We start from the raw sequence: 13,075 nt of genomic DNA on the forward strand, positions 1-13,075 counted from the left end.
ACAGCTGGTGAGTCAGGTGCTTCTTTTTACACGCTATTATTGTATTAAAGATACAAATTTTGTGCTTATGTTGTCAGTTGGCCATGAGATAAGAGAATGCCATCATGGCCAAATACGGCTTTATTCGTACATTTTTGGATCGTTAAACGTTACGATTTCTTCTTCAAACTCAGGCTTTACTTTTACAATAAAGTCGTCACGTGACAGTCCCATACGTAGTGGGATTGAGCTTGCGATGTAAGTCGATGAATACGTACCAGCCAGTAGACCAATAAATAGCGCTACTGAGAACCAGTATAGTCCATCACCGCCTAAGAACATCATGGCCAATACCACAAGTAACACGGTTGAGATGGTCATAATCGTACGGCGCAACGTCTCTGTCAAAGACAGGTCAATCGTCTGTCGCGGTGAGATACCACGGACGCGGCGGAAGTTTTCGCGAATGCGGTCATAGACGACAATCGTATCGTTCAATGAGTAACCGATCAAGGCCAAAATAGCAGCCAACACCGTCAAATCAAATGGAAAGCCGAATAGGGCAAAGACACCAATAGTAACGATGGCGTCATGAAACAGCGAAAGCACCGCTCCCAATGATAGCTTAAATTGGAAACGTAGGGCCACATAACCGAGCATACAAACCAGCGCCAGTGCCAACGCCATGACGGAGTTTAAATACACTTCGTTGCCCACTTGGCTACCGATGATATTGACGTTGCTAATATCAGCAGCATTATCGGGCAGTGCCAATGCTTGGGTCAAGCTGGCATTTAGTCCATCGACATTATCAGACTGCGGCGGTAGGCGTACCAGTAGCTCTTCTCGAGTACCCAAATACTGTACCACAGCATCATCAAAGCCACCATCGGCTAAAGCCTGTACGACCTCTACTTGCTCGACAGGTTGCTCATAGCGTACGTCTGCTGAGACGCCTCCGGTAAAGTCAAGGCCTAGGTTTAGGCCATTGACCGCAATTGCAATGATACTACCAATGACCATCAAGAGCGATAAAAGCGCCATTGGCTTTTCTATCTTCATAAATGGAATGATGCGCTGATCGCCTATCGCTTTGATACCGCCTTCTGCTTGCGCTGCTGCATAGTCCTCTGCATCACCTATATCCAGATTTGGATCGATGGCTTGGGTGCTGAGCGTTTGCGCGGCGTTATCACCGCTATTGCCGCGACGTGCTTTTTTTGATTTGGCTTGGTTGTTGCTGCCTTTGCCATCACGGCGTGGTTTTTTGCGGCGGCGTGTGCTGCTAGCGTCTGTGTTTGAGCCGCCTGGACCATTTCGATCTGGATTGTTTTGTTCTAAAGGGTTGTTCTTATCGATCGCCATAGTGTTCTCCTAACCGATGCTCAAACGTTTGATAGATTTACGCTTACCATAAGCAATTTGTACCAGCGCACGTGTCACCAAGATGGCGGTAAATAGTGAGCTGACAATACCGATAGCTAACGTAATCGCAAAGCCTTTGATCGGGCCTGTACCGATGGCAAACAAGATAAACGCTACCAACAACGTGGTGAGGTTGGCATCAAAAATACTACTAAAGGCGCGATCAAATCCTGCCACGATAGCGGATTTTGGCCGTACGCCGTTGGCCAGCTCTTCGCGTATGCGCTCAAAAATCAGGACGTTGGCATCGACCGCCATACCGATGGTCAAAACGATACCTGCAATGCCTGGTAGGGTAAGCGATGAACCTAAAATCGACATAATAGCGATGATGATAATAACGTTTACCGCTAGAGCCACGTTGGCGATGACACCAAAGAGGCGATAAAAAACAATCATAAAGGCAAAGACCAGCAAATAACCGACCTGCGTCGAAAATAAGCCTTTTTCGATGTTTTCTTGCCCGAGTGATGGGCCAATGGTGCGCTCTTCGACGAAGTACATCGGGGCCGCTAAGGCACCTGAGCGTAATAACAGCGCCAGCTCAGCTGCTTCAGCACTACTATCTAGCCCCGTGATGCGGAAAGATGAGCCAAGTACCGCTTGAATATTGGCGCGGTTGATGACCTTTGTCTCAGCGTAAGGCGTACGTACTTCGACGGTCTCGCCAGTCTCTGGGTCTTCTTCATAGGTGATTCTTTGTTTGTTTTCGATAAACAAAACCGCCATCTGTTTGCCAACAGCAGTACGGGTGGCATTTTGCATTAGCTTACCACCAGCACTGTCTAGCGTGATGCTCACTTCAGGCGAGCCGTTTTCGTCGACGCCTGTCTGTGCATTGGTGACTTTATCACCTGTGACGATGGCTTGACGATCTAGCAGTACTGGAGGGCCATCGAGCGTCTCAAAGGGGAAAGCCTCAGTGCCTGCTGGTGGAATGCCGCCTGTGTAGGTATCAGCGTCTTCAGCGACCATACGAAACTCAAGGTTTGCCGTACGTCCAAGGACACGTTTGGCCTCGGCTGTGTCCTGTACACCAGGTAGCTCGACCACGATACGGCTAGCGCCTTGTGACTGTACCAAGGCTTCAGTCACGCCCAACTCTGCAATACGATTACGTAGGGTCGTGAGGTTTTGATTGACCGCGTAGCTGTTGATCTCATCGAGGGTGGCGTCATTGTATGTCAAGATTAGCGCTGGGCCTTGCTCATCAATCGAAGACTGCAAACTAAAAGTATTGCCCATTGAGCCTTGTAGGATGTTTTGAGCACGGTTACGCGCGTCGGTATCGGCAAAATGCAGTACGACACTTTGGTTTTCAGTTTTGATGCCCTTGACCGCCACTCGTTCAGCACGTAGCTCACGGCGCATATCACGGCTCGCACTACTTAAGCGCTGCTCGAGAGCCTTATCCATATCGACTTCGAGGACAAAGCGCACACCGCCGCGCAAATCTAGACCAAGTTTCATCGGTTTTGCGCCGATGCTACGTAGCCACTCTGGCGTGGTCTGTGCTAAGTTGAGCGCCACGACATAGTCCTCGCCCAGATTTTGGCGCAGTACTTCTTGCGCCTTGAGCTGATCGACAGGGTTTTTTAGGCGTACCAGCGCACTGTTGCCCTCAAACGTACCATCATGACTGTCCAGACCTGCCTCAGTAAGGAGGCTTTGTGACTCGGTCAAAATACCTTCAGACAGCTGAGTACCTGCGGCAGCACTGGTAATCTGTACGGCAGGTTCGTCAGGGTAGAGGTTGGGGGCAGCATACAGACCGGCAATGATAAGCACGACGGCGATGAGTAAGTATTTCCAAGCGGGATATTGCATAATCACTTCTTTAGGTTGATAAACGACTGGCGACGTAGGCCACAAGTTAGCAGATGGGAAGTTAGCGATAGCAATGGTCGAGTGCCGTATTTGGCAGTCGTTGTCATGTACCATTGCGATCATCCGCGATGATAATAAAGCATAAAACAATAAAGCAAATAATACAGATGACGCTTTGCGCCGTCATCCAAAATATTTGTTATCGAAAGATTATCGATAACATAAAACTGACAACTTATCGCCGTCTTTGACATTATAAAATGCAAGGTTTTGCTACTTTATAGCGAAAAATGACCGTAGACAAGGTACGGTCATTTTTTAGGCACGTACGTATTTATCAGTACGACGAGCGCACGATCATAAATACAGCACGGCTGATAATTATACGCTCTCGATAGTGCCAGCAGGTAATACTGAGATGACAGAAGCGCGCTGTATCTTCACATCTGTGTTGTTGTTCAAACTGACGACAGCATAGTCGCCCTCGATGTCTTTGATACGGCCCATCAGACCACCGGCAAAGATAATCTCATTGCCGACACTCAGCGCATTGACCATAGCACGATGCTCTTTGGTACGCTTAGACTGCGGGCGAATGACTAAAAAATAAAAAATCGCAAAAAAAGCGACAGGCAATAAGATCTGGCCAAATATTGACGCAGCGCCTGCAGTTTCTGGAGCCGCATGGGCGGCTTGGATAAATAGCAACATAATTTACTCTCAGTAAGTCATAGACAATAATAAAATTAGACGCATAGTAACAAAAAATCCCAGACTTGGTAACTGTTAATCATAAGCTGGGTGTGTTTTCTCTGGTATATCGGGCGATTGGCTGCATCAAATGCTAGCCAAAAACCCATATGACGAAACGTAAAACCTCGCGTATAAACGGCGTACCTAAAAAATTGCACTTAAAAAGCGCGGCTTATTGTGAAATATTATCATCAATGCTACTATCAAATGGCAATAATTGCCGCCACACGATACCTAGAGGGTAGGGCTGGTAAGCTGTCCTTATAAAATGTCACGCACAGTAGCCAGATGTTGGTTGTTGACTGACTGGGCTATTAACTGCTTATAAGACAAGCTGTCAGGCAAGGTGGTGGGCATCGATGAGTGCCTGTTTATCGAGCATTAACCAGCTTTTATGCGGTAGATGCTCGGCGGCGCGTACTCATGATATTATCTTTTTTCTTCTTTTCTGTTTAGGTTACCTAACTTGTCCACCTCTTTTATGTTTGTACCTCGTTTAAATCGTCCGAGGGCTTGTCGTCAAGATGAGTCAGCAGAACCTCCCCCAAAGATGTGTCGTCCTGCTCGTTTTGGTCGGCCGTTACTCGCGGTGCTGCCGTTGCCTGCCGTCTTGCTACTACCGCAGCTGGCTTGGGCGGCTGATGCGGCGGCTGCTCCAACAGCGCTGAGTGTGATGCTGCTGATATTTTTTGTCGTACTGGCCATCGGCGTGTCTTTTGCATGTTCGTTAGCCGAGTCTGTTTTGCTGAGTATGACGCCGTCGTTTATCGCGGACGTACAAGAAAGCAACCCCAAAAAAGCGGAAATGCTTAAAAGCCTAAAAGTTGACAATATCGATCAGTCGCTGGCCGCTATTTTGACATTAAACACAGTGGCGCACACGCTTGGCTCTATCGGCGCTGGTGCCCAAGCGACTATCGTCTTTGGTAGTGCTTGGTTTGGACTGTTTTCGGCGATTATGACGCTAGCGATTTTATTTTTGTCTGAAATCATTCCTAAGACTTTGGGCACGCTGTACTGGCGTCAGCTTAGCGGTCTGGTTGCTTATTTTGTCCGCGGTATTATCTTACTGCTGTATCCACTGATTTGGATATCAGAGCGCCTCACCAAGCTACTAGTGCGCGGCAAAGAGCCGCAAACCTTTAGCCGCCGTGAGTTTGCTGCTTTGGCCAGTATCGGTGAGGAGTCAGGTCAGATAGACCCGCTAGAGTCGCGCATTATCCGTAACTTGCTGGCCTTTGGCGCTATCAAGGTTGAGGATATCATGACGCCGCGCTCAGTGATGCTCGCTTTTGAAGAAAATAAAACCGTGGCTGAGCTGCTGGTGGATCGCCCTAAGCTGACGTTTTCGCGTTTGCCGATTTATGATGGTGATTTGGACAATATTACCGGTTTTGTGCTAAAAACAGATATGCTGCTGGCCAAAGTCAACCACGCCATGCACAAACCGTTGACCCAGTTTAAACGAGAGATTACCTTTGTATTCTCAAAGATGAAGCTGTTTGACTTGCTAGAGCTGATGCTAAAAAACCGTGTCCACATTGCCATTACTGTGGGTGAGTATGGGGAAGTCAAAGGCTTGGTGACGTTGGAAGATGTGTTTGAAACCTTGCTCGGGCTGGAGATTGTCGATGAGATAGACCGCGTCGAGGACATGCAAGCGCTGGCACGGCAAATGATGGACAGACGCGTAGAGCGCCTCGGTATGAAGCTCAGCGATGATGAACAGCCTGAAGACAATGGCTCAGAAACCAAGTCATAACGCTAAGCGTGACTGATTACGCTGCCGCCGCGCTGCTCTGAGTCTCCATCGTTATCAAGTCTTATTGTGATAATCAGTAAGGCTTGATATGACTGTAGACTTCAAGATAGTCTATCGTTATAGATATTCGCAATAATTACACAGGGTGTCACATGGCTGTGAGAATTGAATGATAGTCTCACACTATGATACGAGTCTGCCGTGTTTGGATTAAAAAAATTACCAAAATGGTTCGTAAAGTCAATATTAAGGCGTCAGTACCTATACTCAGTATAGGTGGCCTATTTAGTCAAACGATAAGTGCGCTTGTGGTCTCTACATCAATACATAGATAAATATAAAATGTATGATAAATAGAAAATGTATGACCATAACGCCGATAATATCGCTAAGGATTATCATGAAACGAGTATGGGGAAACGGGCTTTTGGCTCTGATGATAAAAAGTGCCAGTGTGGCCGCTGTCGTTGCTGCTGCAAGCACCATCACGATCAATGCGCAGGCGGCGACCATGACAGAAGCATTGGTAAAAAACTACGCCGCTGCCATGAAATCATCAGCGAACAGCCAAAACATCAACCAAGTTGCACGTTTGGTCTCTGATGATGCGCTGATTTCTTTATCTAGAAAAGGAAAATCAACCAGTCTGGACAAAGAAGCTTATCTAAAACTGCTGCAAAACAGCTGGAACGACACCTCCAATTATCGCTACGACATCTCAGTCGATAACATCGTCATCACAGGTGGACAGGCCAAAGCCAATATGACCACCAATGAAAGCTGGGTAAAAGATGGTCAGAAGGTCTCGTTTGTCACCACCTCGCGGGTGACCTTGACGCTCTCGACGGGCAATGCTGTCTTATTGCGTGCGGTCTCACAAGTGACTATTAATTAAGAGTATTTCATTAATAGTATCTGATTAAGAGTAGCTAGTTAAGACCATCGAGCATTAAGATGGTGAATAAATACAGCTCATCCATGATATATAAATATTTCTTATAAGGTTTTGTTTATATATCTATGCTTATATTCATAAAAGTCACAAAAAAGAGCGGCCGTAATTTTTGCTTAAGGTCTTTACATCAGACTGGTCTTTGCTTTACATTGCAGACTATACTATCAAGCAACTTATCTCATTACTTCTTGTCGTTAGGAAACCTCCAATATCATGTCTACTGTGCTCTCAAACTCTCGCTCATTTATTGCGTTACCATTGACGCTTGCGGTATCGACGTTACTCATCAGTGCTTGTAGCAATACCTCGCCGGTAAAAAACAAAGGCGCGACCAACACCTCGGCGACGGTTGCCAAGCGTGCTGGTAAGCAAGCAGCAAAATCTGCCACCACGGATTACTCTACCGCTTATCTTGATGCTGAAAGCTTAGATGAGTTAGCGGATTTGTTAGAAGCGACAGACATGACCATGGTAGAAGGCAACAAACTTGCCATTCAGCAATACGGTGATTTGTGGAATCGTTTGCGTGCCGGCTACCGTATGAACGGCGGACAGCCAATTTATAACCAGCGTATCGAAGCACAAAAAAGCTGGTTTACCAGTCGACAAGAGTATCTAAACCGTTTGACTGCGCGTGCCAGTCGTTATATTTATCACACAGTGCGAGAAGCAGAGCGCCGTAATATCCCAACCGAGCTGGCGCTATTGCCTGTGATCGAAAGCTCTTATGACCCAAGTGGGACTAGTAGTGCCGCAGCGGCAGGCTTATGGCAGTTTATCCCTAGTACGGGCCGTATTTATGGGTTAAATCAAAGCAGCACTTATGATGGTCGCCGTGACGTCATCGAGTCGACGCGCGCCGCCTATGACTTTTTGACAGCATTGCACAACCAGTTTGGTAGTTGGGAGCTGGCGTTAGCCGCTTATAATGCAGGGCCCGGTCGTGTGCAAAAAGCCATCGATGCTAATGCGGCTCGTGGTCTGCCCACGGATTACTGGTCACTTAGACTGCCTACCGAAACCATGAACTATGTGCCACGCTTTTTGGCAGTGGCCGAAATCGTTGCCAAGCCTGAGCAGTACGGTGTCTATCTACCAGCTATCGCCAACCGTCAGCATTTTCGCAGTGTGCCCGTCAATTATGGTGTCAGTTTATCGGAAGTATCACAAATCACAGGCGTCAGTTATGATGAGCTCGAAAGACTCAATACCGCGCTCACCTCAGGGCGTGTCGATGCCTCAGGCCCGCAGCGGGTGATTATCCCTAATGATGTGAGCCTCAACCTGGACGCCAAGCTCAGCTCGCTACGTGGTAATGGCATGGGTAATGTGTTGACTGCCAGTAATAACAGCACCACCACTAGCAGCTCAAGCTCACCAAGCTATAATAGTAAACCTTATACCAGCTCGGCTTTGCCATCTACTGGCAGCGCATTGGCAGACTATGCCGCTAATGCCAGTGTGCCGCAGCAGACGACGAGCTATATCTCGCCCACAACGACACAGACGAGCAGCTCGGTCTATAGCAACAACGCCGCCGTACATACTGAGCCGCCGTTGACCACCGCCGAGACCAATAAAATCAATGCTGAGCTAAAAAGCAGCAACAGCCTACCGACCACGTCTGCAAAAATCACTCAAAACAATACCATCGTTCAAGAGCCGCCTTTGAGCAAAGAAGAACGTGATTTTATTGCCAAGCAGATTCGCAGCAGCACGCCTGAGACTAATGTCATCAACGCCGATGGCAACATCAACTTGTCAGCGGTGCAGACGCAGCAGTCTATCTTGGAGGCGACAGGCGATGAAAAAAAACTGAGCTTTGCAAAAACGCCAGTCAGCAAGCCCAAGCCACAAGGCACGCGTAGCACCTATACGGTAAAACGTGGTGATACGCTGTCTAATATTGCCAGTCGAGCTGGCGTGAGCTGGCGCGATATCGCCGAATGGAACCAAATAGATGCCAGCGCCAAGCTGCTGTCTGGCAGCACCTTGTATCTATACAATGCCAAGCCCATCAAGCCTCTGAGCAGTGCGAGCAGCACAGCGGCCAACCAGCCAGAAAGCTATGTGGTACAAGGGGGCGATACGCTGATCGGTACGGCCAACCGCTTTGGTCTATCGGTCACGCAGTTGGCCAGTTATAACAACCTAAGTAGTCGCGCGGATTTACTCAGAGGTCAAAAGCTATGGCTGGTACCTGGCAAAGTCACTGCACCTGCAACGACACCTGCCGCGCCATCATCCAAACCCAGTAAATCTGCCACGGCGACCCAGAGCTACCGAGTAAAAGCAGGGGATGGCTTGATCGCTTTGGCGCGTCAGTTCAATGTGCCAACCGCTACTTTGGCCAGCCTTAATGGCCTTAGCAGCACAGACTCTCTATATGTCGGGCAAACCCTAAAAGTACCTGCCAGCGCAGACATAGACGCGGCCTCTCGTACTAGCAGCAGTAGAGCGCAGAGTAGTGCAAGCTCAGTGGCAACCACCAGTTACAAGGTAAAATCAGGTGAGACTTTAATTGGTATTGCCAACAGTATCGGCGTCAGTCCAGCAGAGCTGGCAGCGGTAAACAGTAACTTTGATGCCAAAGCTCGCCTGCAACGTGGTCAAACGATTAAAGTGCCTGCGCCCAAAGATATCGTCGATCGTCAGCTAAATGATAAAGCGGTTAGTTATAAGGTCAAATCCGGTGATACCCTAACGGGCGTGGCAAGACGCTATAATATCGGTCTGAGTGACTTGGCTGCCGCCAATAACCTAAAGACCAACTCAAACTTGATACTAGGCCGTACCATTACGATTCCTGCTAGCGGTAGCCCAGTGGTCTCTCGTGCCAGCAGCCAAAGCAGCAATGCGACGAGCAATACCACAACCAGTACAGTCAGCAGCGGCAAAAAGCTGGGCAATACCGAAAGCTACAAGGTCAAGTCAGGCGATGGCCTGATTGCGCTTGCCAGAGAGTTTGGTGTGTCGGTAGAAGATCTGGCGGCGACCAATGATTTGGCAACCAATGCCCAGCTGCAACGCGGACAGACGCTAAAAGTACCAAAAGCAACCGTCAGCTATACTGTGGGCTCAGGAGATAGTCTTATCGGGCTGGCGCGTAAATACGGAGTGTCGACCCAAGAGTTGGCAGATATGAATAATATCGCGGCCGATACCATGCTACAGCGTGGTCAGCGTCTGACGGTGCCCAATCGTTAATAGCGTATATAGTCATCACATAAAAAAGCGGCTCTTATCATAAGAGCCGCTTTTTTGTGTGATGAGTGTCATGTCATTAGACAGTTTGTGTTTTAATGGTTTCAAGATAGCTTCTGATATTGCTGACATAGTGCATCGCTTGACCATAGCGGCTGTTGGAGGCTCTGTGTTCTGCGAGATAGGCATAGACGTTGGCCCAGCTCTTATCATCAATGCCTTGCGCGCGCAGTTTACGCTGGATGCTTTTGACCGCATTTGGACCCATATTGTATCCTGCTAGTGCAAACCAAATTCGATCAGACTTTGGCACATCAGCAAACTCATCTTTCATTTGTTCTAAATAACGCGCGCCGCCGCCGATGCTTTGATACGGATCCACACGATCTGATACGCCCATCGCTTTGGCAGTATTGTTGGTGAGCATCATCAGGCCGCGTACGCCGGTGGGCGAGACCGCATTGGCATCCAGATGTGACTCTTGATAGCCCATCGCAACCAATAACTCCCAATCATGATTGTAGTTACGTGCTTGCTCTTCAAAAGACGACTGATAATCAGGCAGCCTCTCTGTCAGTGTTTTTTTAAAGTGATCTTGACTATAGGCGTCTTTTAGTAGGGTTTGATTATAAAACGCGGCCAGCTTTTGGGTGTTTTTCAGCTTAATACTATCGCACAAAAAATAACTGGCTTTTTGTGACAATGGATCATCAGGAGCATTAAACGACCAGCTGACCTTTGGATGCAGGCCGTTTTTGGTCAAACTGGCATCATAGCCGCAGCTGACGTTGATAGAGGACAAATTTAGCTGGCTTTTTAGTTGAGTACTGGCGGTGGTCAATGCCATGTCCGCCTCACCAGATTTTAGAGCATGTAAGGCTGCTTCTTCGCTGGCGTAGGCTTTTAAATCGATATCGACACCGAGCTCGTCAGCATAAGTACGTACCAAGTCAAACCCAAAACCATGCTGAAACCCATCGGTCGCAAAATACGTGCTATTGCCTGGGACAGCAGCGACGGTCAAGGTATTGTCTAGCATGACATGGTCATAGGCCGGTACGCTCGCCTGCATCGTCGTTAGGCTCTCAGCAGGTAGCGAGAGCAGGGCGATACTAGACACTTGCGCCAGTTTTTTGGTCTTGGCAAACCGATTTGAAGTAGTAGGGGTAACGGATGAAACGATGTTACTTTTGGTGTTTGGTAGGCGCTTAGATGGACGCAGCAGATAAGAAATACGGCGTTTGGCCCCTTGCGCTGATACTTTCACACGATAAGTAATACGCTGCATGGATGTCTCCTGATTTTAGCCATCCTACTTACCGTAAATGCTCACTTGTGTATGCCAATAGCACATATACCGAGGTTGCATTTCAACTGAGGGACACGGTTAAATAACTGTCGTGTGCGCTCAGTTTGTTTATTAAAAAGTCGTGCCGCGTGTGAGTTTTCTATAAACACGTGCAGCGCTGTCACAGTCAAGTATCTATTGTCAAAAAAAGCTTATCAAAAAAGCCATGCCTGCAAAAAACAGACGCAAAAACCCCAGAAGGCGATAAATCAGATGATTCCTTCATCGACAATAGATAAGACTGAACGTAACGACTCTCTAACAAACACAGGTAAGGTCATGATTAAATTATTGAAGCAAGCACGTAGATACCTATATCAATGTGGCGCCAAACCATGCGTCTCAATGACAAGGTCAATGCACTACGCTAATATCAGCAGCGGCTTACTCTTTATATCGTTTAGGGTAGAGTAAACCGCCGATCATATTTGCTGTTCAGCGATATAGGGTTATTCGTTTTTATCCAGTCATAACACCGACTGACAAAAAACATCAAACCACCATCGCAACACTAAGGTAGTAATACGCCGCTAAAGCCGCGCGCCTTCTCACTGTAGAAGAGAATAAGCCATGCGTAAATCTCGCAAAACTTAAGCCATAGATAAATAGTAACGCTAAATGGCTGTCTATTATCTATTTGTTATCTATCTTAGTGCCATAACCGGAAGCTGTAATAATGGGAAGTTTCATGACAAAACGTTCTTTGTTACAGGTAGTAATATGCGGTTACTGGTTTTATTATTCAAGTAGAGTTAAGAAATTAGCGATAAAACTTAACAATTTGCTTATAAACGGTCAAATTCGGCTGTATTATGAAATATAAAGCCAAAAAACGACTAAGATTAATCATCAGATAGTCATCAGATAACCATCAATGACTTATCGAGCTCTCAATATTTTAAACCAAGAGTCTTGGTGTTAAGCTTTACTTGTGCTGGGTTGACGCCGAATCTAAGCGGGGTTATCGATATCGATAAAGCGCACAGACAGACCAAATTGTTGAGCGATGATGTCTCCGAGTGCTTGAATTCCTGCACGCTCTGTTGCGTGATGGCCACATGCAAAGTAATCAATCCCAAGCTCACGGGCGCTATGGGTCGTGCGCTCTGATATCTCGCCTGAAATATAGGCATCACAGCCCATGGCTGCGGCTTGCTCGATCATATCTTGCGCGCCGCCAGTACAGATGCCGATACGTTTTAACAGTTTTGGGGCTGCTGCTGTATCTGCGGCTTCATCTGCCAAATACTGATAATGACCTGAGATATGTAGTGGTATGCGTCCTAGAGCTTGCGTGATGGTCTGAGTCAGGCTTTCGGCGCTTTGCGGCGGGCACGTGGCGATATTGCCAATGGGGTGTGACTCATGAGGGTATAGCGCCTCTGTGATGGTCAGCCCTAACATCTCGGCAAGCTTGGCATTGTTACCGATTTTTGGATGAGCATCGAGCGGCAAGTGATAGCCAATCAGCGAGATTCCGTGTTGCATCAATTTACGAATACGCTGGCCTTTCATGCCAGTGATGGTCATCGGTTCGCCTTTCCAAAAATATCCATGATGGACCATAATAGCATCGGCGTCCTCGGCGATGGCAGCATCGATGAGTGCCTCGCAAGCCGTCACCCCAGTCACGATGCGTCTGATAGGCCGGCCGCCATCGACTTGTAGGCCATTTGGCGCATAGTCTTTAAATGCGCTGGCAGACAGATAGTCGTCACAAAACTCAGTCAGCGCTTGGGCAGTAATCGTCGTATCGGCAGAGTGCGGGGTCATGGTGGTTCCTTGTCGTTATTTGCGTTATTTAATTGGCCAGTGAGGCAAA

The 13,075-nt window shown here is 47.7% G+C and carries 8 protein-coding genes; 3 read left to right on the forward strand and 5 right to left on the reverse strand.

Annotated features, from left to right (window positions below):
• Window positions 1-120 precede the first annotated feature (120 nt).
• The 3 genes from secF to yajC form a co-directional block, all read right to left on the reverse strand.
• Window positions 121-1,344, reverse strand: a complete 1,224-nt coding sequence (secF, locus tag AADH33_RS05715; RefSeq protein WP_075102082.1) for a protein translocase subunit SecF — start codon at window positions 1,342-1,344, stop codon at window positions 121-123.
• Between the two features lie 9 nt (window positions 1,345-1,353).
• Complete coding sequence (secD, locus tag AADH33_RS05720; RefSeq protein WP_348549955.1) at window positions 1,354-3,231, reverse strand: protein translocase subunit SecD; 1,878 nt, start codon at window positions 3,229-3,231, stop codon at window positions 1,354-1,356.
• A gap of 381 nt (window positions 3,232-3,612) precedes the next feature.
• Window positions 3,613-3,942 (reverse strand): preprotein translocase subunit YajC, encoded by a 330-nt coding sequence (gene yajC / locus AADH33_RS05725; protein ID WP_075102080.1) that lies wholly within the window; start codon window positions 3,940-3,942, stop codon window positions 3,613-3,615.
• A gap of 523 nt (window positions 3,943-4,465) precedes the next feature.
• On the opposite strand from yajC, the gene AADH33_RS05730 reads away from it, so the two are divergent.
• The 3 genes from AADH33_RS05730 to AADH33_RS05740 all read left to right on the forward strand — a co-directional run bounded on the left by AADH33_RS05730 (window position 4,466) and on the right by AADH33_RS05740 (window position 9,908).
• Window positions 4,466-5,746, forward strand: coding sequence for a hemolysin family protein (locus tag AADH33_RS05730; RefSeq protein ID WP_348549956.1), 1,281 nt, complete (start codon window positions 4,466-4,468; stop codon window positions 5,744-5,746).
• A 400-nt stretch (window positions 5,747-6,146) separates the two neighbouring features.
• Entirely contained in the window at window positions 6,147-6,641 is a 495-nt protein-coding gene (locus AADH33_RS05735) for a hypothetical protein (protein ID WP_348549846.1), read from the forward strand.
• Window positions 6,642-6,914: 273 nt separating this feature from the next.
• The gene (locus AADH33_RS05740; protein WP_348549847.1) at window positions 6,915-9,908 is read left to right on the forward strand and encodes a LysM peptidoglycan-binding domain-containing protein; all 2,994 of its coding nucleotides are present in this window, start codon (window positions 6,915-6,917) and stop codon (window positions 9,906-9,908) included.
• 76 nt (window positions 9,909-9,984) lie between these two features.
• On the opposite strand, the gene AADH33_RS05745 is transcribed toward AADH33_RS05740, so the two are convergent.
• Together AADH33_RS05745 and AADH33_RS05750 are read right to left on the reverse strand one after the other, a co-directional pair.
• Window positions 9,985-11,193 carry a transglycosylase SLT domain-containing protein gene (locus tag AADH33_RS05745; protein WP_348549848.1) on the reverse strand — a complete coding sequence of 403 codons (1,209 nt, stop codon included), beginning with the start codon at window positions 11,191-11,193 and terminating at the stop codon, window positions 9,985-9,987.
• A gap of 1,011 nt (window positions 11,194-12,204) precedes the next feature.
• Entirely contained in the window at window positions 12,205-13,026 is an 822-nt protein-coding gene (locus tag AADH33_RS05750) for a Nif3-like dinuclear metal center hexameric protein (protein WP_348549849.1), read from the reverse strand.
• Window positions 13,027-13,075 lie beyond the last annotated feature (49 nt).

The organism is Psychrobacter sp. KFRI-CH2-11 (assembly GCF_038239325.1).
Classification (GTDB): Bacteria; Pseudomonadota; Gammaproteobacteria; order Pseudomonadales; family Moraxellaceae; genus Psychrobacter; species Psychrobacter celer.

Bases quoted from the DNA above. Each gene is read 5' to 3' on its own strand.
- AADH33_RS05750 (WP_348549849.1), bottom strand. From the start codon at position 13,026: ATGACCCCGCACTCTGCCGATACGACGATTACTGCCCAAGCGCTGACT.
- yajC (WP_075102080.1), bottom strand. From the start codon at position 3,942: ATGTTGCTATTTATCCAAGCCGCCCATGCGGCTCCAGAAACTGCAGGC.
- AADH33_RS05735 (WP_348549846.1), top strand. From the start codon at position 6,147: ATGAAACGAGTATGGGGAAACGGGCTTTTGGCTCTGATGATAAAAAGT.
- AADH33_RS05740 (WP_348549847.1), top strand. From the start codon at position 6,915: ATGTCTACTGTGCTCTCAAACTCTCGCTCATTTATTGCGTTACCATTG.
- secD (WP_348549955.1), bottom strand. From the start codon at position 3,231: ATGCAATATCCCGCTTGGAAATACTTACTCATCGCCGTCGTGCTTATC.
- secF (WP_075102082.1), bottom strand. From the start codon at position 1,344: ATGGCGATCGATAAGAACAACCCTTTAGAACAAAACAATCCAGATCGA.
- AADH33_RS05745 (WP_348549848.1), bottom strand. From the start codon at position 11,193: ATGCAGCGTATTACTTATCGTGTGAAAGTATCAGCGCAAGGGGCCAAA.
- AADH33_RS05730 (WP_348549956.1), top strand. From the start codon at position 4,466: ATGTTTGTACCTCGTTTAAATCGTCCGAGGGCTTGTCGTCAAGATGAG.